General features: G+C 41.2%; 22 protein-coding genes. 8 read left to right on the top strand and 14 right to left on the bottom strand.

Annotated elements, in window-relative coordinates; translation table 11 throughout:
* Positions 1-25: 25 nt before the first annotated feature.
* The 5 genes from LUCIF_RS15070 to LUCIF_RS15050 all read right to left on the bottom strand — a co-directional run bounded on the left by LUCIF_RS15070 (position 26) and on the right by LUCIF_RS15050 (position 3,328).
* Entirely contained in the window at positions 26-457 is a 432-nt protein-coding gene (locus LUCIF_RS15070) for a hypothetical protein (protein WP_122628713.1), read from the bottom strand.
* A 5-nt stretch (positions 458-462) separates the two neighbouring features.
* Positions 463-1,272 (bottom strand): hypothetical protein, encoded by an 810-nt coding sequence (locus LUCIF_RS15065; protein ID WP_122628712.1) that lies wholly within the window; start codon positions 1,270-1,272, stop codon positions 463-465.
* 97 nt (positions 1,273-1,369) lie between these two features.
* Positions 1,370-1,663, bottom strand: a complete 294-nt coding sequence (locus LUCIF_RS15060) for an FTR1 family protein (protein ID WP_122628711.1) — start codon at positions 1,661-1,663, stop codon at positions 1,370-1,372.
* A gap of 215 nt (positions 1,664-1,878) precedes the next feature.
* Positions 1,879-2,706 carry a DUF2935 domain-containing protein gene (locus tag LUCIF_RS15055; RefSeq protein WP_122628710.1) on the bottom strand — a complete coding sequence of 276 codons (828 nt, stop codon included), beginning with the start codon at positions 2,704-2,706 and terminating at the stop codon, positions 1,879-1,881.
* Positions 2,707-2,899: 193 nt separating this feature from the next.
* Complete coding sequence (locus LUCIF_RS15050) at positions 2,900-3,328, bottom strand: DUF1259 domain-containing protein (protein WP_122628709.1); 429 nt, start codon at positions 3,326-3,328, stop codon at positions 2,900-2,902.
* Between the two features lie 33 nt (positions 3,329-3,361).
* Between LUCIF_RS15050 and LUCIF_RS27575 the strand changes: the two genes are divergently transcribed.
* The 4 genes from LUCIF_RS27575 to LUCIF_RS15030 all read left to right on the top strand — a co-directional run bounded on the left by LUCIF_RS27575 (position 3,362) and on the right by LUCIF_RS15030 (position 7,127).
* Entirely contained in the window at positions 3,362-3,634 is a 273-nt protein-coding gene (locus tag LUCIF_RS27575) for an anaerobic C4-dicarboxylate transporter family protein (protein ID WP_503100505.1), read from the top strand.
* A gap of 43 nt (positions 3,635-3,677) precedes the next feature.
* Positions 3,678-4,565: a sulfite exporter TauE/SafE family protein gene (locus tag LUCIF_RS15040; protein ID WP_243638735.1), complete on the top strand. Its 888-nt coding sequence runs from the start codon at positions 3,678-3,680 to the stop codon at positions 4,563-4,565.
* A gap of 185 nt (positions 4,566-4,750) precedes the next feature.
* The gene (locus LUCIF_RS15035) at positions 4,751-5,638 is read left to right on the top strand and encodes an AraC family transcriptional regulator (RefSeq protein ID WP_122628706.1); all 888 of its coding nucleotides are present in this window, start codon (positions 4,751-4,753) and stop codon (positions 5,636-5,638) included.
* Complete coding sequence (locus LUCIF_RS15030; protein WP_122628705.1) at positions 5,616-7,127, top strand: nitrilase-related carbon-nitrogen hydrolase; 1,512 nt, start codon at positions 5,616-5,618, stop codon at positions 7,125-7,127. Before LUCIF_RS15035 ends, LUCIF_RS15030 begins: the two co-directional genes overlap by 23 nt.
* Before the next feature lie 227 nt (positions 7,128-7,354).
* On the opposite strand, the gene LUCIF_RS27025 is transcribed toward LUCIF_RS15030, so the two are convergent.
* The 4 genes from LUCIF_RS27025 to LUCIF_RS15015 all read right to left on the bottom strand — a co-directional run bounded on the left by LUCIF_RS27025 (position 7,355) and on the right by LUCIF_RS15015 (position 10,943).
* The gene (locus LUCIF_RS27025; RefSeq protein ID WP_279386964.1) at positions 7,355-7,489 is read right to left on the bottom strand and encodes a hypothetical protein; all 135 of its coding nucleotides are present in this window, start codon (positions 7,487-7,489) and stop codon (positions 7,355-7,357) included.
* A 233-nt stretch (positions 7,490-7,722) separates the two neighbouring features.
* Complete coding sequence (locus tag LUCIF_RS15025) at positions 7,723-9,225, bottom strand: IMP dehydrogenase (RefSeq protein ID WP_122628704.1); 1,503 nt, start codon at positions 9,223-9,225, stop codon at positions 7,723-7,725.
* A 640-nt stretch (positions 9,226-9,865) separates the two neighbouring features.
* Complete coding sequence (locus tag LUCIF_RS15020) at positions 9,866-10,183, bottom strand: hypothetical protein (RefSeq protein ID WP_122628703.1); 318 nt, start codon at positions 10,181-10,183, stop codon at positions 9,866-9,868.
* A 181-nt stretch (positions 10,184-10,364) separates the two neighbouring features.
* Positions 10,365-10,943: a DJ-1/PfpI family protein gene (locus tag LUCIF_RS15015; RefSeq protein ID WP_122628702.1), complete on the bottom strand. Its 579-nt coding sequence runs from the start codon at positions 10,941-10,943 to the stop codon at positions 10,365-10,367.
* A 424-nt stretch (positions 10,944-11,367) separates the two neighbouring features.
* Between LUCIF_RS15015 and LUCIF_RS15010 the strand changes: the two genes are divergently transcribed.
* Together LUCIF_RS15010 and LUCIF_RS15005 are read left to right on the top strand one after the other, a co-directional pair.
* Positions 11,368-12,483, top strand: a complete 1,116-nt coding sequence (locus LUCIF_RS15010) for an acyltransferase family protein (protein ID WP_122628701.1) — start codon at positions 11,368-11,370, stop codon at positions 12,481-12,483.
* A gap of 330 nt (positions 12,484-12,813) precedes the next feature.
* On the top strand, positions 12,814-13,041 hold the full coding sequence (locus tag LUCIF_RS15005) for a hypothetical protein (RefSeq protein WP_122628700.1): 228 nt from the start codon (positions 12,814-12,816) through the stop codon (positions 13,039-13,041).
* Here the strand turns inward: LUCIF_RS15005 and LUCIF_RS15000 are convergent.
* Positions 13,036-13,482, bottom strand: a complete 447-nt coding sequence (locus LUCIF_RS15000) for a MarR family winged helix-turn-helix transcriptional regulator (protein ID WP_122628699.1) — start codon at positions 13,480-13,482, stop codon at positions 13,036-13,038. The two genes, LUCIF_RS15005 and LUCIF_RS15000, sit on opposite strands and share 6 nt — an antisense overlap.
* Positions 13,483-13,737: 255 nt before the next feature.
* Between LUCIF_RS15000 and LUCIF_RS14995 the strand changes: the two genes are divergently transcribed.
* Positions 13,738-14,136 (top strand): hypothetical protein, encoded by a 399-nt coding sequence (locus tag LUCIF_RS14995; protein ID WP_122628698.1) that lies wholly within the window; start codon positions 13,738-13,740, stop codon positions 14,134-14,136.
* 358 nt (positions 14,137-14,494) lie between these two features.
* Positions 14,495-15,367, top strand: a complete 873-nt coding sequence (locus LUCIF_RS14990; RefSeq protein WP_207857770.1) for a metallophosphoesterase family protein — start codon at positions 14,495-14,497, stop codon at positions 15,365-15,367.
* 295 nt (positions 15,368-15,662) lie between these two features.
* Here the strand turns inward: LUCIF_RS14990 and LUCIF_RS26130 are convergent, their stop codons facing one another.
* From LUCIF_RS26130 to LUCIF_RS14970, 4 genes are all read right to left on the bottom strand, one after another.
* Positions 15,663-15,812, bottom strand: a complete 150-nt coding sequence (locus LUCIF_RS26130; RefSeq protein WP_165866015.1) for a hypothetical protein — start codon at positions 15,810-15,812, stop codon at positions 15,663-15,665.
* Between the two features lie 117 nt (positions 15,813-15,929).
* Entirely contained in the window at positions 15,930-16,349 is a 420-nt protein-coding gene (locus LUCIF_RS14980; RefSeq protein ID WP_122628696.1) for an early set domain-containing protein, read from the bottom strand.
* A gap of 66 nt (positions 16,350-16,415) precedes the next feature.
* A complete protein-coding gene (locus LUCIF_RS14975) occupies positions 16,416-19,562 on the bottom strand; it encodes an efflux RND transporter permease subunit (RefSeq protein WP_122628695.1) in 3,147 nt (1,048 codons plus the stop codon).
* Positions 19,562-20,710, bottom strand: a complete 1,149-nt coding sequence (locus LUCIF_RS14970; protein ID WP_122628694.1) for an efflux RND transporter periplasmic adaptor subunit — start codon at positions 20,708-20,710, stop codon at positions 19,562-19,564. The genes LUCIF_RS14975 and LUCIF_RS14970 overlap by 1 nt, the downstream gene beginning before the upstream one ends.
* Positions 20,711-20,882 lie beyond the last annotated feature (172 nt).

The following is a 20,882-nucleotide window of genomic DNA, read 5'->3' as shown; positions in this document are numbered from 1 at the left end:
ATGTTGACAACATATATATGTTAACTTATTCAGCCTGTACATCAGTAAATTTATCAGCTTTCTGTCGTAAAACCAGTGAAAATTCACCCATACCTGAACTATCGAAATATCTCTCGTTATAATCAATTATAAAGGCATTCGGAAAATGTATGGTTCTAAAGTCTTGATCAGCAGTAATTACCTTAACAGTTACGTCTCTATAGGAATCTGCATTCTGGGCAGTAACTAATGACCATTTAAATAATTTCAATGTTTCTTTATCGATAACCCCTGGTAAATTATTTTCATCATCTACACTTGAATGTAAGCCATAGTTTTCATTTAATCCTGTTTGGGTATCCTTTAAGCCAATCCATGCATGTCCGACTTTAGAGAAAGATTCTGTTCCATCTTTCTTTATGCATGGCGAAAAACATTCAGCAATATAAACTATTAATTCATATCTTGAAGTAGCCATTTTTATTACTCCACCTTTATATTTCTTTTTATCACATAAACCAAAACAGCTACTGAAAACATACATGCACCATATCCCACTGGATAGATCGCTTTTAAAAAATCCAAAATTATATCTTCAAGAGTATTAAATCCTGCTCCTAGAGCTTCTCTCATTAACATAACTCCAATTGTAATGGCAATCCATTTCCAATAACATTTTAATTTAATTAGAATCCCTTCTAATAATATTATTAGTGCAAACAACTTAAAATTATCGTTCCCGCCTAAATTGAAACTACCATAAGCCCAAATACCTAAAATTATTATCAGGAAAGTAGCAAGCAAATCACTATAATAGAATTTCTTATCATCACTGCTTAACGTTGCACTATTGTTATTTAAATTACTTTCTACCGGATTACATATTGTTTTCCAATTAGTTCCTAGGTATAAAAAAACGTAACTGCTAAATGGAGTATTTATGTAGCCACTTCCCATTTGCACATAAGAAATTAACGTTTCACCAAATACCTGATAATTAAATATAAGGCTGATCATATCAACTAAAAATTCAAAACCGGAAACAATAACTAAGCACTGCATACCCAGCTTTCTCTTAAAACATAAAATTGCCCAAGCTATTAAATATGGACCTACGAGTAAAGAAAACATACTGACTTCCCTTATCATATATAGGTTTTGTTTATAATCACTATACATAATGGATAAGATTGTTAATACCAATGTTAATATCATTCTAATGGCTATTGCCCAGAGTATTTTGCATGGTATTTGGGGGAATTGCTCCATCGTTTTCATATGTATACGTTTCATAAAAACCTCCACTTCACCACTACCGCTGGCACAGGTATTACTAAAGTAAAATTACCATTTTCCTATTACTTCATGAAATTCCATATTCCTCCTTTTTTCAAATAAACAGGACGAAGGTCCCTAAAAAAACCATATAAGTAAGTACAACAACCGCAGTCGTTATTGCAAAACCTTCCAGCAACTGCTGAAACAAGCCTTCGGTTGTGCTGCCCAGCAATAAAAAAACGCCGAATCCACCGATTACACTAAGTACTATTGCTGTAATGGTTCCGATCCAAACTTTCTTACTCTCGCTAGAGAGACCAACTCTATGGAGATAGGAGAGAATGATTCCAATAACTAATGCAGCCTCAAAACCTTCCCGCAGAGTCACAATTAACGTCGGTAACATTTCACACCCCTTTCAATTGTTTTGATAATAATTATCATTACTAATTATATCTATGGTATAACCTTCTCCCTTACTGTTTGCAAGTAAGAATTTAGAATCAATGCATTTGACATGCCTCCGCTTACCACATTAACCTCAGAAACGAAACAAACGTCAGGTTGCTGACGCTTGTTTTTCAGGCTTGTGCCATTTTCAGCGTAATGGGAGCTTTCCCTCTAAAAGTCACACACCTTGATTGGTGATTCCTCTATACTCATTAAATCCTGCTGAATCGTTTCGAGAACTTGTAAGAAATATTCGGCTTCCCGTAGAACATGGTCTGCCAAAAGAGGGGGAATAAGGGAGACAATTTTACATGCGGCAATTAAATCTCTAGCAGCCATTTTAAAGTCACGCAATTTAGCCGTAGCCTTCGTTACATCTTTTTCAAATCGTACAAGGTTATTATCGGGAGCGGAATGCCATAACATGCTATCTAGGTCACGCGCTTGAAGCTGTAATTTTTCGAATTGAACAGCAAAATCATTTGCTTTCTCGACGAAATCACGTTCTGATGGGTCGAGCAGTCCGGCAATGAATCTTGCATGGTCCGCCATATGCCTGAGCCAGAACACGTTGTCGCTTACAATGGAATCCACAGGATGTTTCATATCCCCATCCTGTATTTTTTCGAGCAATTTCAGAAAGTACATTGCCTCACGGGAAAGATGGTCGATCAATAATGGATAGTTATATCCCCCAATCTCGCAATGGACAATCAAATGTAATACATGCCGCTTAAAGGCAAACAAGTTTTTAACAGCGACTATAATCTTTTCAACAAAGGCCATAAATTGTTCATCGCAATCGATACACTGAGCCTCTTTCTCGAAGGCGGCAAACTCACCATAAAATTGTTCTGCCTCGCAAATAAGCCCGGCATCTTTACAGGCGAAACCCAGTTTCATAAACAGGGAATGCTCTTTCATGATTCTTAACCAAAACTGCACCCGACACAAGTTTAAACACTCATACGGTTTTACACTCGGGCAAAAGATATCCATGCTGAATCCTCCTTCGTTATTCCTTTTATACAGAAAAATAGAACCACGAGGTTATCAGAATCAATGCGAAAATGTGCGTCTTGTTACATAATATTCCAATAAATGATCAGATGGCGTTATTTCTCATTTTGTAATAATACTTGATCCTGCCATTCCTATCTATAACTAGGAAATGACCGGTTCATTTTTTAAACTAGCATTCTTCCCATTCCATGCAATTGTCAGACTCAGGATGCGCCGGATTCATAACTCTAGCTATTGCCCGTGCGAAATGAAGGGGATTCATTATGGACTGGACGTGCGCATACATAAGGTGAGGCTCGTCAAGCAGCCAATGATTGTGTAAAGCAGATACCATAATTCCCTGATTATAGAGAAACCGGATTGCCACCGGTACTTCTTCCTGGAGCAGAACCACATCCCCTAGATTAAGTGCCTTATTCGTGCCGGGAATCATTTGAAATGAAAATGAAGTCCCAAGTGGAATTTGGGTGGGAATCCCCTCAATGGTGACGTTTATGTTTTTTCGTGAAATCGCAACGGAACAGACTCCATTTTGAAATTTGGGTGTTCCACCCAATATATTGGCAAATTCTGAGCAAAGATCGCTTAATGTAGACATAAAATCCTCCCCTCGATTTATCTAGTTTATCTTATGTATATTCGATTCCAGGCGTTCCGGACCGTGGGGAGTACGTGTCGAGGGGACGGAGTTATCGACACACAGTTGTCATTAACTCCGTCCCCTGTAAGATACGGTTATTTTGTATTGCCAAACATATCCAAGCGATCTGGCTTTGACCGTTCCGGAACCATCCGTATCGGCAAATTTATTATCAATCACAGCTTTATTGTCCCCGGGTTAACAGCTAAAGCGAATTTTATTAATGAATACTATTGCAACAATGCTCATTTGATGTTATCTTAAGAAGGTCTTTTTTAATTTATACATGTCGAGAGGGGAAATATGGGTGTTATCTATTGTTATCGGATGTTTACTTACAATTACAGGTTTCTTTTCCCTTTCCCTGTTCCGGGATCTATACAAAAACCGAAATACATTTTCGGACGCCAGCCCTTTCACGCTTTCTGCCATCGGCTTTATTGCAAATTTTTTGGACACACTGGGTATCGGAAGCTTCGCCCAACTAACGGCCTTTTTTAAATTTTTCAAATTAGTACCTGATCGGATTATTCCAGGTACGCTCAATGTAAGCTGTTGCATACCGGTTATCCTGGAAGCTCTAATTTTCATGACAATCATTGAAGTTGAACCGATTACATTAATCAGCATGTTAGCTGCATCCATGGTAGGTGCCTTTCTGGGGGCCGGGTTGGTCTCGCGCTTGCCGGAAAAGCAGGTCCAACTTTATATGGGAGCGTCTTTATTGATAGTAGCAAGTATTATCACAGCAGGTCTTCTTGGAGTAATGCCTGTTGGCGGCGAGGCCATTGAATTAACCGGTTCGAAATTTATTTTGGGGATTATCGGCAATTTTATACTAGGTGCTTTAATGACTATTGGCATTGGTTTATTCGCTCCTTGCATGGCTTTAGTTTACCTTTTAGGACTCAGTCCCCGGGTTGCTTTCCCAATTATGATGGGTTCATGCGCATTTTTACAACCTACTGCCAGTATGAAATTCATCAAGGAAGGCGCTTATGACCGTAAAGCCAGTCTGTGGATTACACTTTTAGGCTCAGCCGGAGTACTTATTGCCGCATATATTGTCAAATCATTACCACTAACTATGCTTAAATGGATTGTCGTGTGCGTAATCGTTTTTACCGGTATAACAATGATTCGATCTGCCTTCAAACAAAAAGAAAGTCGGAAAAATGAGTTCGTTCCAAGTTAACATCCTTGTTTTTAGTACCAGGGGGACGGGGTTATCGACACTTGTGTGTCGATAACCCCGTCCCCCTAACAGTTATTACTTTTCACACAGTCTGACGGGGTTGGTGACATCCTAGAAAAAATAGCAATTACTATCAAAATATACTCTCGAATTTAGAATATAATGGTATTGAGGAGGTAGATATATTGAGTTATATAGACGATATTTGTAAAGCTATTGATTATATTGAAACTAACTTTGACTGCGATATTTTTCTTGATGACATTGCTTCCTCTGTCAACTTATCAAAGTTTCATTTTCTAAGGATCTTTAGTATGCTGACCGGCAATACCCCGACCGAATACATACGAAGGCGAAAGCTAACCATGGCGGCTAGTAATTTAATTAATACCCGCGATCCTATCATCAGTATTGCACTATCTTCCGGCTACATGTCTCAAGAATCTTTTTCACGGGCTTTTAAAAATATGTATGGATTAACCCCTAATACATATCGAAGAAACAAAGTTCATTTTGCTAATTTAGATGCAATCAGGTTTACCAAGGACATTTTGGATATAAAAGTAACGCCAAAAGAAACTAAACCTATTGTAATAAAAAAAGATGGCTTTTCTTTACTAGGAATACAATATCACGTAAAAAACAAAGATCGGGAAATACCAAAACTTTGGAATAGATTGGCTTTACGAATAGGTGAAATCGAGAATATTGCCAGCAATAACTACTATGGCTTACAAATATATTCCGGCAAACTAAAGAAAACGGAAGAAATAACTTATATTGCATCTGTTGAAGTAAAAAGTGCCGGTACGATTCCCCCAGGTATGGTTTCTATCGAAATACCACCAAGTAAATATGCTGTTTATACTATCCCATCTATTATTGACGATATCCCTTCCGTTATGAAAAAGATATACACTGTATGGCTTCCAGAAACCGGCCTTACTCCTACCAGCAATTATGATTTCGAATTGTTTACCGAATCCTTTATTCCAAACAACCCCAATTCCGAGTATCATTTTTATATTCCTGTAACAGGAGAGTGCAAACATGACCAGTCAAATTCATGTTAACCGGATATTAAATTTCATTGTTGCAATAGCCCTAAGTTCTGCCGCCTACCATTATTCAACAGGCTCTCATAACCTATGGATGCTGATATGGCTGGCACCATTGCCACTTTGTATTTACGCATTAAATGCATCATTTGTTTCTACTATTTGTGTGGCATTTTTCGCATATTTTATTGGCAACTCGGCTTTTCTTGCAGAATCTTCTTATCCCATAACATTGATTACAGCCATAATTTACGGAAATATTCTTGGAACAATAGCCTTTAGCATCATTCTTGCTATATTTCGTTATATGACGATCCAATATAAACATTGGACCAGCAGTTTGGTTTTTGCCAGTGGTTTTACGGCTTATGAATTTATCACCTCCCTTTTTTCACGTCACGGGACTATCTCTAGTGTTGCCTACACGCAAATAACAAATTTGCCTATTATTCAGATTGCCTCCCTTACAGGTATCTGGGGTATTACTTTTTTACTGTCTCTCATTCCCGCTGGTATAGCAACCGCCTGGCATTTCCGTCAAAATCGTCCGCTTAGCAATAAAATTTTAATTCTTCCATTTAGCTTGCTTGTCTTGACAATACTGTTCGGGACCTACCACTTGGACCTGGCTTCGTCAGGTCCAAGTATTAAAATCGGAATAGTTGCAGAGCCCACAACCTTGAAGCAATATTTTTCTATTGAAGCAAACAAAGATCCCCGGCAAGTATTGACTTTCTTGGAGAAATACACGAGGGATATTGAAATTCTCGCCCAAAAAGGCGCAAATGTCGTACTGCTGCCTGAAAAAATATTTACCTTATCGGATTCAAGTCAGTACGATTTGCTACAACACTTTCGAAATACGGCAAAGCAGTATGGAACATATCTGATTGTCGGACTAAATTACCCGGAAAATGATAATCTTTTTAACTCCGCTTTTGTATTTTCACCGAGCGGAGAAATATTATTGCGCTATGATAAACAGCACCTTCTGCCACCTTTCGAAAATAAGTTTACTTCCGGCAGCAGCTTGGGACTGATAAAAACATCATCGTTGGGTACTTGGGGTATAGAAATTTGCAAAGATATGGATTTTATTCATCCGGCTTTAGATTACAGTCGGCAAGGCATAAATATTATGTTTGTCCCCGCACTAGACTTTCATGATGACGCTTGGGCTCATGGGAGGGTCGCCATCATGCGCGGCATTGAAGGCAACTATGCAATAGCGCGAGCCGGTCAATGGGGATTACTGACCTTAACCGACAGTAAGGGGCGTATTATAGGCATGAGTTCAACGGATGCGGCCCAAGGTGAGACTCTTTTAACAGGAGAATTACAACTTGGTGAAGGGAAATCAGTGTATAGTAAATTGGGGGATTGGTTTGGCTGGTTTTGTATAATCATCTTCACTATATTATTAAGGCCCCTTTTTTCTCGCTTCTTATTATTTTTTCATAATACTCCCGTTCTTCTTGCGTGTTCAAAAAACCGCCCAGATTAACAGAACCGTCCAAAAAATAATATATAACCGAAAAATAAGCATGCATCAATAAATTTACCAATGTCTCATTTAAAAGCCCATTGCATGTTTTACAATTTCCATTTTTTCTGTAGAAGTCAGCTTCTCTAAAGGGGGTCTCACCAGCAAAACGCGGATTTCGTACGCTAGGTAATTTTTTATAGGAGAAAAGCCGTTTCCCCGTCGCTATGAGGAAACGGCTCTATTTTTTATGACCGATAAAAGCCGGACTTATTTGTATTATACCATTTTAAAACAGCAGCTTCCGGCTTCGCTTTCAGCAACAATAAGATTTCTTTAGCAAACTCCAATGTAGCCGTGCCATTGGCAATACGCTTTCCCAATCGGCATATCCGTCGAAAATAAATACCAGTACTTCTTTTTTCATTGTTTGTCCCCTCCTTCTGTTTGATATTCTACAACAAAAAAGGTGACAACTATATGTCACCTTTATAGCAGGAATTTATTTTGCTTAAACGGCGTTTGATTTCTTCTTGGAGTGCAGGAGGAGAAATGACAGACGTGTCAAGGGGGCGTCGACACACAGTTGTCATTAACCCCGTCCCCTGTAGATTTTTTATTCATGAGAAAATTTATCTTTAAGAATAACATCATGTGAACCGCCTTCAACGATACTTGTTGAAGATACTAAGGTAAGTTTAGCTTTTTCTTTAAATTCTTTTAGGTTTAATGAGCCGCAATTGCACATTGTAGAGCGGACTTTACTCAAAGTGAGATTAAGGTTATCTTTTAGACTGCCAGCATAGGGGACATAAGAATCTACACCTTCTTCAAAGGACAGTTTTTTATCGCCTCCCATGTCGTAGCGCTGCCAGTTTCTAGCGCGGTTTGAACCTTCACCCCAATATTCTTTTAAATAGTTACCGTTAATCTCTACTTTATCGGTCGGGCTTTCATCAAAACGTGAGAAATATCTACCAAGCATCAGAAAATCGGCGCCCATAGCTAATGCTAATGTCATGTGGTAATCATGGACAATACCGCCATCCGAGCAGACAGGAATATATATGCCTGTTTCCTTAAAATATTCATCCCGGGCGGCAACAACATCAATCAGGGCGGTTGCTTGGCCGCGCCCGATACCTTTTTGTTCGCGTGTAATACATATGGAACCACCGCCAATACCAACTTTAATAAAATCAGCGCCAGCCTTTGCTAGAAAATAGAAACCCTCTTTATCTACTACATTGCCGGCACCCACTTTAACTTGCGGGCCAAAATTTTTATGGATATATTCTAAGGTGATTTTCTGCCATTCAGAAAATCCTTCGGAAGAGTCAATGCAAAACAAATCAGCGCCTGCCTCAATTAACGCCGGAACGCGCTCGGCATAATCGCGGGTATTGATACCGGCACCTACCATATATCGTTTCTTGGCATCAATTAATTCGTTTTTATTTTCCTTGTTATCCGCATAGTCTTTTCTGAACACCATATATTTCAAACGTTGATCTTTATCGATTAACGGCAGCATGTTTAATTTATGTTCCCATATCAGGTCATTTGCTTTTCTTAATGTAGTATCCGCATTAGCATAAATCAATTTGCTGAACGGCGTCATAAATTCTTCGGCTTTGGTATCTTTGCTCATCCTAGAGACACGATAGTCACGGCTTGTTACGATACCGACTAATTTGCCGGTAGGTGTACCATCATCGGTAACAGCCATAGTAGAATGTCCGGTTTTTTCTTTTAGCGCAAGGATTTCCGCCAAAGTTGTGGTTGGTTTAATATTGGAGTCGCTGCCAACAAAGCCGGACTTATAATTTTTTACTCTGGCCACCATAGCTGCTTCATCTTCAATTGATTGAGAACCATAGATAAAAGAAATGCCACCTTCTTTTGCCAAGGCAATGGCCATTTTATCATCTGATACAGCTTGCATGATTGCTGAGGTCAGCGGTATGTTTATGGTGATTACTGGTTCCTCAAATTTTGAAAATTTTACCAGTGGAGTCTTTAGGCTTACGTTATTTGGTATACACTCTTTGCTGGAATATCCCGGAACTAATAAGTATTCGCCAAACGTATGGGATGGTTCGCTAAAATAATATGCCAATTTATACCCCTTCTTTGTCCATATTTTAAAATTACAGCGAATTTGATATTGTTTTGTATAATACTACTTTTTTATAAGGCTTGTCAAGGAATTGTCAAAGACCAGCTAACTTCAGTCAAGTCCTTTTTTTTAAATAGTTACTCAAAAAGGGTATAGCAAAAAAGCCTTTGCAAATAACGAATATTTCCAGAGGTTGTGTCAGGGGAGGACGGGGTTGGTGACACTCCTTTACGCTTTTAAACTATACCTATTTCCGAAGAACTAGGACCATTTCCGTTTATCTAAAGCGCCTATACCAACCTTTATTTCCCATAAAAAAACAAAACTCCTGCCAAATTCTACAGAATTAGGCAGAAGTTTATTATGATAGAAAAACAAGCTCACGTGTCAGGGTCAAGTGGAAGCGCATCTCACGGCGCGCAACTCTCATGAAACGGATGTTCCCTATTAAAGCACACCACCTCTGCCCAAACCGCGGATTCTTTCTCGGGTTTAAAGTTTTTTCTCGCAAAAGAAGAGATGGATTTCCTTAACAACTAAAACAAAAGAAAAATAGATAATTTGCTGGAACAAATTATCTATACTCTGATCTTCGTTTAAATTCGGAATTACCTGCGGCGCATTTTCTCCACAGCAAAGGTTAGGAGCTGCCAGAAACCCCTATGTCGGTAACCAAATTATGAATATAGTAACTTTGCGAACTGTCATTCCAACACTTATCTTGTTCTAATAATGCAAATGCTCCTATAACACTATTTAAATTCCCATATTTAACAACATAAAGCTGACCCTTTGATACTAATTCTTCATAATAGTTTTTGGGATAGTATTTAAGATAATTCGTTTTATTCCATTGACTTATGTTATTTTCATCCATCCAATTTATACGTTTTTGTATAAGTATTAAAATTTCATCAACATCTTCATTTATTGCCTTTTGAAAACTATATCTATCCACGACATAGTTCTCCTTTTTTTTCTAATCTAGGGCGTGTCAAGGGGACGACACAATTGTCATTAACTCCGTCTCATTAACAATTTTTAATAACGTTCTGTATCTAATACTTCCGTTCTTTACTCCTAAAGATAATATACAACCGAAAACTAGGCATGCATCAGTAAATTTACCAATGTCTCATTTAAAAGCCCATTGCATGTTTTACAATTTCCATTTTTTCTGTAGAAATCAACTTCTCTAAAAGTTTGAACGCTACGCCAGCAGCAGTTTCAGGACAATATGAGGTAATGATGTTTTTATCAACGACAATAGGCTCATTTACTACATCAACATTAAATTCTTTTAACTGTTTTTGGCGATATGCATCCCTCAAATGATATGTTGTGGCTTTTCGCCCCGCTAACACCCCGCTTTTCCCCACAGGCAACGCCGCTACGCAAATTGTAGCAATTATTTTCCCCTGCTTATCAAACTCACGAATAAGATTCAAAAATCGTTCATTATAGGCTTCTTCGTAAAACCCAAATTCCTCAAAACCGCCTGGAATTGCCAATGCCGCATAATCATTAACATTTATCTCATCAATTGTCTTATCAACCAAAATTGGAATATTAAAAGTACTGGTTACTTCTTTTTGAAATCCACATGTAACGACCGGCACCTCATATCCATAGTCGTTTCTAGCCCATCCTAAAACATCAACAAAAACACTGAATTCCATAGTTTCAAATCCCTTTAGAGCAAACAATAAGGTTTTCATTGAATCTCCCCTCCGTAATAAAAGATTACCAGATGGGGTTAGCGACACCCCTTTACGCTTTTAAAACTATACCTATTTTCCGAAAAACTATGACCATTTTCGTTTATCTAAACGCCTACAACAACCTTTATTTCCCATATAAAACAAAACTCCTGCCAAATTCTACAGATTAAGGCAGAAGTTTATTACGATAGAAAAACAATCCTACGTGTCAGGGGAGGACGCTAAATGGGGTTATATCAGAAAGGCCTATTTTTCGGGGAGTGACAATTAAGGCATTAAAGTGTATGTTTGAGGCAAAGTCACTTGAATTAATCATAAAACGTGGTTTAATAACAAGTATAATATATAAAATTTTGGTTTGGAGGGGGGATTCCCTTTCGGCAACTAATTTTATGAAAAATTGGAGAGGTGGTAGTGTACTGTGGGAGTTAAACAGGAAAGACTCCGGTATCTTGATAACCTGAGACTCTTGATGATCGTGTTTGTTGTCATGCATCATCTAGCAGTGACGTACTCTGGCTACGGCAGTTGGTACTATTTTGAAGGAAGGCCTTTAAACTTATTGTCCAGAATTGGGTTCGGATTTTATTTATCCTTTCAACAAGGATATTTCATGGGACTCTTATTCATGATTGCCGGCTATTTTGCTGCAGGGAGCTTCGACCGGAAGGGTTTTAAAAAGTTCGTCGGAGAGCGTTTTAATCGCTTGCTCATCCCCTCACTAATCTATATGGCGGTGATTACGCCGTTTATCGGGTTAGTAGAGCTGGGTGGGAAGATGAACGGTTTTAATATTTTTAACTTTTTGTCAGGCACCGGGGTGATGTGGTTTGCAGTAGCGCTCTTCATTTTTTCGTTGTTCTACGGGTTGGTGCGCCTGATTTCGCGAAAAACTGCTCCTGTTTTTGATAGGGAGCGAGTCAGGCCATCATTGATCAATGCAGTCATCCTTATCCTGATTATTTCCGTATGTGCATTTCTAATTAGGACCGTCGAGCCGATCGGAACAAATATTTTGAATATGCAACTCTGTTTTTTTGCCTCGTATATCGTACTGTTCATCGTGGGTATTGTAGCTTACAGAAACAACCTGTTTGCAAGGATCGGCTATCAGACCGGTAAAAGATGGCTTATCTGTGGTATTGTCCTGGGCTTGCTATTTTGGTTGGTTTTGACAAAGAGAGCCAGCGCTGTGCCAGGGGGAATGACCGCCCTTTTCGGAGGGGTGACCTGGGAGAGCGCAGTATATTCTCTGTGGGAATCATTTGTGGCAGTTTCCATGAGCATCGGGCTGATCGCCGTATTTAGAGAAAAATTCAATTATCAAAGCAGATTTGTCAAGACACTGTCAGATAATTCCTTTGCTGTTTATATGTTTCATCCCCCGATTATTGTCGCGGTCGCTCTGTTATTTGGGTCTGTAGCATTATTACCAATAGTTAAATGGGTCATGTTATGCGTCATTTGTATACCGCTATGTTTTGCTATAACACACTTTGTCATCCGGAGAATACCACTTTTAAACAAAGTATTATAGTACCCGGCGCGCCATTTAAAACACAGCAACGGCAAGGCTTCAGAAATTCTGAACCTTGCCGTTTTTTATGGGATCGGAAAGTATAAGTTTTCGGGTTGTTAATGTTCACACTCAATGTGTGCTATGATAGATAATTTATTTACCTTATCCAATTCCCAAGGCTAGATACCGAGTGGCTGGCTAGGCCTTCCCAGGCGGGATTCCCACCCGCTATACCCTGTGCGCCTCTTGGTGCACAGGAACGTCCCCTTTTATCCCCTTCATTGAATCTCCCCTCCGTAGTAAAAGATTACCAGGACGTGTCATGGGGATGGGGGTTAGCGACACTCCATGCGGTTGAAAACAAATAAAAAGCCTGGCAGCCGAAACCACCGGGCAACTATTACTTTTTTTCCACAAACCAACGCCCCTCATCGCAAAACAGAAAAAATTCCCGCCAGCCTATCCGGCAGGTATACTGCATTCCGCAGCCCCTTCCTTTTAAGAATGCCGCTTGTTAAATTCCAAGATTTCGTCAAATTCGAATACAAAAACTTAAAACTCTTTACCATTTCATAAAGGCAACGCTTTGACAACCTCGATCATCCTGGTTGCAGTACTGCTTAAAACCGACAAGTCTTTCTCATCCAAAGACTTGAGTTTGTCAGCCAATATTTCGATAGCGTCATTTACCACAAAATTTAATAACTCTAAACCAGCTTCGGTAAGACTTACTTTTATAATTCGCCTATCGGTTGAATCATATTCTCGCTGAACAAGTTTGCGAGAAACTAATTTATCGACAATACGGGTTGTTTGGGTTTTAGGCATCCGTAATTCGTTTGCTAACACTGTCATTGTGACGATCTTCTCTCCTCTAAGTGTTTCCAATGCATGAATTTGCAAAGAACTAAGGTCTACCTTAGAATGATGCATTACAGTCCTCGCAATCTTCTTCTGAAGAAGCATCGTTAATTGGGCTAATTGCTCAACAGCGTTCTCTCCCTTGTTGTTATCCAAAAAATTTCACCCCTTATTATTCTTGACAACACTGCAAAACAAGTATACACTTATATATAGTTAACATTTGCGCACTATATACATAACGATATTTTATATTTTTATTAATAATTGTCATTTAATAATATTTTAGCACAAATAAAGGTCGGCGTCCATATATCTTATGAACTACTATGGTCTAGAAAAAATGAAAAATGTTAAGTACATATAATTATTATTTACGCCGCCAGCGGTAGCGACAGAACGGAGGATGAAATGTTTAAAATTTACAAAAGCATCACTGAGAATGTGTTGTTAGTCAGTCATCAAGAGAACTATATCGAGGATTTAAATGTTCATGTAATAGTATATGATAAATTAATGTACATCACTGATTTAACCAATGCATTAAAGGCAGAAAAAGTCTGTAAACGATATGTCATCAAAATGGAGGACGAATTCGAGAACGGCCAATTTTCTGATCAATTTATAAAATGGCTGGAGGATTGGAGCTTAGAAGAGTTTATCAAGTGTCTGTTAGCAGGAGCGTTCCGTTTTTATGGAATTTGTGTGACAGTACGTGAGCTAAAGGCCGTTAATGTATTCTCTCCGTTTACCACAGTCGAGTCGATGAGAAAAGGCCGACTAGTGGACACTATCACCAGGTATTCCTAGGAAGGCATTCGATATATGAGTATTAAAATATTATTTGCTGATGGCGAAAGTAATATTCGGCATGTTGCACAACTCTACCTGAAAAGACGGTGTTTAGTGAGAAGAGTACAGCGGTCAAGTACTTTGCTTTTGCTGGGTGCATAACATAACTAAATTAAAATGCCAGTAAACGACATCTTAATTTCGGGACTAAATTTTCTTAATAGCTCTTATACTGTGTTGGTGACGCTGCACGGCATTGGTGCCTCATTCAAAATTGGGACAGGATACAGTCTACACATTTTGAACCTTCCCTTCATATATTAGAGTAGACATAATGTTAATTCGATGCAGGAATTTTATGAAGGGGAGAACAGCCGTGACACTGCATGAACGCTCTGAAAAATTACTTAAGAGTAAAATAAGAAACTTACATCGCCAAGAATTCCGTTTCGTCTTTATGGGCGACAGCAGGGGAAGGGGACCAGCGGATGGTTGTTTTACAATGGCCGGTGAATTTGAGCTGGTTTTAGAGCAGACATTGAAATTAAAACCTTTATTTATTGTTCATGGCGGAGATACGGTATTTACGGGCGAGGTGCAATACTTGGCGCATTTTGTACGCTACGTGGAGAAACATGTCCCGGATATACCTATGTTCGTCGCCATCGGGAATCATGACGAGTTGTTTCTAAATCAAAGCAATGTAGAGAATTTTGAAGCTACAATAGGTAAGGTACACTGGAAAATTGATATTCCGAAATTTGACTTCCGCTGTTTTTCCCTGAACAATATCATCAGCCCCAGCAATAGCATATATGGTTTTACTGATTTGGAATTGGACTATCTTGGGCATCAATTGGAGATCAGTCCGCGGAATACCATAGTAGCAATGCATGCTCAACCGAGCATCGGAAGATGGAGTACCCTTGACGGCTTTCCCGTTGACACACCGGAAAGTCAGCGGTTTTTTCAATTGATTGAGCAGTTTAGGCATAAAGTGAAAAAGGTACTTGTCAGCCATGTGCACGCCTATGATGAACAATTCATCAGCCTAAGTCCTACAGGTGAGTTGATAGTCGGAATAGGTACGGATTACGTGCTTACGGGTGGAGCAGGAGCACCGTTGGATACATCAATACCTTTAATTTATAACAGTTATAATTTTGTTCAGTTTTTTGTGAATAGACATGGTGTGTCATCCCCGGATTTGCACAGAGTCTTCGGTTTGCCTAAAAAGCCTTGTGTATAGCTTACCATATAATTACCCCATCCTTCTTTGATAGACAGTTAAAACGCATAAGGCAGCTGCTTTCCTTGTGGTGTAATTAGGAAACGTCACGTTTATTTTTGCTGTTGCCATGTGTCAAAATTAACCTGCTGCTCTGGCGTAAGTTGCTGACGAATCGTTCGCATGGTATTGGCACGCAGCTGGGTAAGTTGTTGACGGAGTTCACTTTTCGTAATTGAGTTATCGCCAACTATTCTCCAGGCGGCTTCTTCGGAGCTTTCACTAATTTTGGCAATTTGAATTTTTTGCTGTCTAGTTAATCCACGCTTTTCAGCATTTCCTTTTTTCTTTCATTTTCACTTTGCCGCTGAGCTGACCATTGATCAAAAACGGCTTGCTGATTTTGGTCAAGCTGCCCACGTATTTCGCTTAATGCTTTATTGCGAATTGTTTGAATCTCATCCATTATGCCCCTAATTTGTCGTGGTCTCGCACTTTGAAGCTTCGATCCTTCTTGCATAACCTTCCACTACTCCCTGGGGAGCACCGTGAGGGGCAAAATCGTCACCGTATGGACCGGGGATTACGAAATTGCCGGCGATAAGGACGTTGGCCCGCCAAACGGCCCAAAAGAGGGCATAACAGGTACCCCGCCGACAACAAAGCTGTAACTCCAGATATCAGACGGGAGTGGACCGACCGTCACGGTCCAAATACCCTGTTTATCCTTGATCATAGGAATAGTACTACATCCTTCCAGGCCGCCCGGCCACTCACCCTCCACCTCGACGCTCGTTGCCTGCGGAGCCTTGAGGCGGAATGTCACCCGGTTATCGGGCAGGACCTGATATGGGGGCAGCACCGTCATCCTTGCCCTATCTTGCGGCGCTGCTTCCAGGGTTTTAGCGTTTTGAGCTGACACCAGCGCCGGTGCTATGTTTTGAGCTGAAATTACAACGCAAAGCATCCAGATTGACGCCAATGCTATTTTGTAAACTCTCATCTTCTTCTCCTCTATTTCCGATTTTTCTTGCCTGTTTATAGGTTCATAACACAAATTAATGATTCCTTACTCAAACATCTGTCGTCTCCGGGGTGGAACATAGCGTTCCGTCTCCTGTCGTCTGGCTTTCAATTTTTGCTGCAAATGATCAAACCATACATAAAAAACCGGGGTTACATACAGGGTTAAAAACTGAGAAAATACCAACCCGCCAACCACTGCAATTCCCATAGGCTGTCGAGCCTCACCACCGGAACCGTATCCCAAGGCAATCGGCAACGCGCCAAACACCGCAGCCATTGTCGTCATCATAATCGGCCGGAACCTAATCAGACAAGCCTGGTGAATAGCTTCTTTAGAGGGGAGTCCCTGTTTCTCCGCTAACTCCAGGGCGAAATCGACCATCATGATCCCGTTCTTCTTGACAAGACCAATGAGCATAATAATCCCTACATAGGAATAGATATCGAGTTCCATATGGAATAGCATCAAGAATATCAGTGCCCCGGCGCCGGCGAGCGGCAATGCGGTCAGGATGGTAATCGGGTGAATAAAACTTTCATACAAAATTCCCAGCACTACGTAGATAAGAAATACGGTAATGAGCAGGAGAAATCCCATATTTTTAAACGAACTCTGGTAAGCTGAAGCATTGCCTTCAAAAAAGCCCACTACGCTTGAAGGCAAGGTCTTTTGGGCCAGGGTTTGAATTTCAGCAGCTGCCGTACCAAGCGCATATCCCGGCTTGAGATTGAATTGAATAGTAGCTGACGGCATCTGGCCGCTATGATTTATTGATAACGGCATCATTGTTTGCGTTAGCTTACCGATCGTCGACAGCGGAACCAACGCCGGCGTGGTAACGGAAGGTCCAAGAGATGACCCGGTCTTCACATACAACTTGTTAAGTACCGACGGGTCGGTCTGAAAGTTGACCCCTAGGTCCAAGAATACATCATATTCGTTACTGGCAGAATAAATGGTGCTCACCTGACGATCACCATAAGCGGAATAAAGGGCATCCTGGATTTGATTGGCGGAAAGCCCGAGAGCCGACGCCTTGTCCCGGTCAATCGTGAGATACATTGTAGGAACTTTTGTTTGCAGGCTGGAAACCACATCAGTAATTCCGGGGATCGTTTTTATTTGCGTTTCCATATCGTTAGCCGCTTTATACAAAAGGTCCAGGTTGGGACTGGTAATAGTATACTGGCCAACGCCATAGGATTGGCGGCTTCCCATGCTAATCGGCGGGGGATTGTATGAGGTTACCCGCAGTCCAGGAACATTGTTAAATTCCGGCCTGAGCCGATTAATAATCTGGTCCACGGACTCGGCACGGTTTTTTCGATCCTCAAGGCTGACTATAATAAAACCCGTATTATATGTAGGTGAGCCAACGGTGGACACCGCCCCTCTCAACCCCGGTAATTTCTCCAATATCTTGTTTATCTCTTCCTGATGATTCTTAAGATAGTCAAAGGAAGACCGGTCATCGGCCTGGGTCCGAATGGTAAACATATCCATGTCCTGGCTGGGGATAAATCCCTTGTCAATTTTGGTGTACAGAAATCCCGCCAGAACAAATACTCCGAGAATAAACACCAGCACCCGCAGCGGGTGATTTAAGGTTATTGTCAACGTCTGTCCATAGAAGTTCCTGGCCCGTTCGAAAACCCGTTCCGAAATCTCCATAATGCGGCTCGGTTTACTGTCACCATTCTTGGGCTTGATAATATAAGCGCACATCATCGGGGTCAAAGTCAGGGAAATGAAGCCGGAAAATAGGATCGCCGCAGCGATGCTGACTGCAAACTCACGGAATAAACGGCCAATAATACCACTCATGAACAGAATCGGTACGAAGACAACAACAAGCGAAATGGTCATTGACAGAATGGTGAAACAGATTTCCCTTGAGCCGGAGAAGGCGGCTGCCATTGGAGTTTCGCCTTTCTCAACCCGCCGGACAATATTCTCCATTACGACCACGGCATCGTCAACAACAAAACCCGCCGCCAAGGATAGCGCCATCAATGATATGGTATTCAGACTAAAGCCGGAGATTTTCATGATTGCAAAGGTCGCCATTAACGAGAGGGGAACGGTAATACCGGGAATTAACGTGGCTCGAAGGCTGCCTAAGAAGAGGAAAACGACGCAGATGACCAACAGCACCGTTAAGGCCAAGGTGGCTTCCACGTCATCAACCGATGCATGAATGAAATTAGCCTTGTCATACAACAATGATACGGTGAGACTCTGGGGAAGCGATTTCTTTACTGTTTCCATTTTCTTCCTGACATCGCTGGCAATCTGTACAGCGTTGGACCCAGGCTGCTTAAATATCGCCACTAATACGCCCGGCGCTTCTTCACCGGGAGTAATGACATTCTTCACAATTTTTTCGTTTTCGCTGCTATCGGTGGCTTTGCCAATATCTCGAAGGCGAATCGGATTGCCGTTATGGTAGGCGACAATTAAAGAATTGTATTCTTTGGCATTCATAAGCTGGCCAGACGAATCGATATTGTAGGTAACGTCCGGTCCGTTTAATGTCCCTCCCGGCAGATTCACGTTGCCATTAATGATAGCGTTCGATACTTCATTGATACCTACACCGCGGACCGCCATCTTATCCGGATCCATTCTGAGACGCACAGCATATTGGGCCTGCCCAAAAATCAACGCCTGCGAAACACCGTTGACTGCGGATACAGCCGGTATAAGTTGAGATTGAACATAGTCCTCTATCTCCGGCATTTTCATCGTTTTTGAGGATACTACATAGTACATGACCGGCTGATTGGCCGGATTGGTTTTCGTATAAGTCGGCGGGGACGGCATATTCGTTGGCAGCCGTTTGGTAGCCGCCGATATAGCGGCGCTAACATCATTCGCTGCACCGTCAATGTCACGATCCAACGAAAAAGTCATACTAATGGTCGTTGTACCCGTGTAGCTTATCGAAGTCATCGAGTCCACACCGGAAATTGTCGACAACTGTTTTTCTAAAGGTAGAGCCACCGATGATGCCATTGTTTCCGGGTTGGCACCCGGCAAGCTGGCAGAAATTTGAATCGCCGGATAGTCTACATCCGGCAGATCATTAACCGGCAGTTTCCAGTAGCTGATTACCCCGAAAGACAACAGCGTAATCATTATAAGAATAGTCATTACCGGACGGCGGATCCAAATAGCGGAGATATTCACTATGCACCACCACCTTGGGCAATAGATTGAGCATTGCCGGCAACTGCCTGTTTGACACTGACTTTAGCTCCGGGACGTAAGTTGACTTGCCCGTCGGTGACGACTGTCTCTCCAGGATCCAATCCTTTGGTAACTACCGCTAATCCGTCAAATACCCGGTCCACTGTCACCGGGCGTACTTCTACCGTCAGATCATCCTTTACTATAAAAACATATTTGCCCTGCTGTCCATCCATTATTGCCGCATCAGGCACTACGACAGCATTGGACTGTTCACCCAGTTTGACGGTAATACGGACAAACTGTCCGGGCCAGAGCTGCCGGTTAGTGTTGGGAAACTGGGCTTTCATTTGAATTACACCGGAGGTAGTGTCTACCGTATTATCGATGAAGGTCAGCACCCCGTCAGTAACCCGCATCCCCTGATCGGAAATGTTGGCCATAACCGGTAGCGGGCCGTTTTTTTGAGCGGCAGTTACCGCCGCCAGGTATTTCTCAGGAATACTAAACTGAACAAAAATAGGAGTAATCTGATTGACCACGACTAGTTGAGTCTGGTTCGCGGTGGCCAATGTACCTATATTTGCCAGGATAGCGCCGGTACGTCCGTTAATGGGAGACCGGATATAACAGTTATTGAGATTGATACGAGCATTCTCCACCGCCGCCTCCGACTGCGCAACCGTAGCATTTTCGGTGCTCGCGGCGGTGGCCATTTGCTCATAATCCTGCCGTGATACAGCATCGTTATGGAGCAAATAATCATAACGTTTAGCAGTTGCCTGGTTAAAAGCCGCCTGGTTTCTGTCATGGGTCAGCTGAGCCTTGGCCTGAGCCAATTGTTGTTCAAACGGTTCCGGGTCAATTGTAATCAGAAGATCACCGGCCTTTATATCTTGCCCTTGCTGAAAGTGAAGCTGCAGTACCCGTCCAGTTACCAGAGGCGTAATTGCCGCAGAATTATAGGCCTGTACGTTCCCCACCGCGTCGAGTTGGATAGGCATAGTGCGCGTTTCTACCTTGCCTACCGTAACGGCAACCGTTGATGGAGAAGCGGCCTTTTTATCGCCACAGCCAAAAATAAGGCTAGAAAGGACTAACAATAAAACCGTCCATACGAATCTATGCTTGTACAAGTTACTTTCCATTAGCAAACACCTTTCTTCTAAATTTCGCACCTTAAGAGTTTGTTTGGGACCACCTGTATTGCCTGTGGTATTCGCTTACGAAAAAAAATTCATTCGCTTATCTGCTATAAAATCAGTATAAACGAATGAATTAAACTAAACTTTAATTAAATTTAAACTGTTTATAAAATCT

It is taken from the genome of Allolucifera butyrica (assembly GCF_900476375.1).
Taxonomy (GTDB): Bacteria; Bacillota; Negativicutes; order Sporomusales; family UPPP01; genus Lucifera; species Lucifera butyrica.
This window is presented reverse-complemented; position numbering and strand designations above follow the sequence as displayed.

What these genes read in the sequence shown, in the direction of transcription:
- LUCIF_RS14970 (WP_122628694.1), bottom strand. Translation starts at nt 20,710, where the DNA reads ATGGAAAGTAACTTGTACAAGCATAGATTCGTATGGACGGTTTTATTG.
- LUCIF_RS26130 (WP_165866015.1), bottom strand. Translation starts at nt 15,812, where the DNA reads ATGGATGAGATTCAAACAATTCGCAATAAAGCATTAAGCGAAATACGT.
- LUCIF_RS15005 (WP_122628700.1), top strand. Translation starts at nt 12,814, where the DNA reads ATGCGGTTGAAAACAAATAAAAAGCCTGGCAGCCGAAACCACCGGGCA.
- LUCIF_RS15030 (WP_122628705.1), top strand. Translation starts at nt 5,616, where the DNA reads ATGACCAGTCAAATTCATGTTAACCGGATATTAAATTTCATTGTTGCA.
- LUCIF_RS14995 (WP_122628698.1), top strand. Translation starts at nt 13,738, where the DNA reads ATGTTTAAAATTTACAAAAGCATCACTGAGAATGTGTTGTTAGTCAGT.
- LUCIF_RS15070 (WP_122628713.1), bottom strand. Translation starts at nt 457, where the DNA reads ATGGCTACTTCAAGATATGAATTAATAGTTTATATTGCTGAATGTTTT.
- LUCIF_RS15015 (WP_122628702.1), bottom strand. Translation starts at nt 10,943, where the DNA reads ATGAAAACCTTATTGTTTGCTCTAAAGGGATTTGAAACTATGGAATTC.
- LUCIF_RS15055 (WP_122628710.1), bottom strand. Translation starts at nt 2,706, where the DNA reads ATGGATATCTTTTGCCCGAGTGTAAAACCGTATGAGTGTTTAAACTTG.
- LUCIF_RS15060 (WP_122628711.1), bottom strand. Translation starts at nt 1,663, where the DNA reads ATGTTACCGACGTTAATTGTGACTCTGCGGGAAGGTTTTGAGGCTGCA.
- LUCIF_RS27575 (WP_503100505.1), top strand. Translation starts at nt 3,362, where the DNA reads ATGTATATTCGATTCCAGGCGTTCCGGACCGTGGGGAGTACGTGTCGA.
- LUCIF_RS15065 (WP_122628712.1), bottom strand. Translation starts at nt 1,272, where the DNA reads ATGAAACGTATACATATGAAAACGATGGAGCAATTCCCCCAAATACCA.
- LUCIF_RS15050 (WP_122628709.1), bottom strand. Translation starts at nt 3,328, where the DNA reads ATGTCTACATTAAGCGATCTTTGCTCAGAATTTGCCAATATATTGGGT.
- LUCIF_RS14980 (WP_122628696.1), bottom strand. Translation starts at nt 16,349, where the DNA reads ATGAGAGTTTACAAAATAGCATTGGCGTCAATCTGGATGCTTTGCGTT.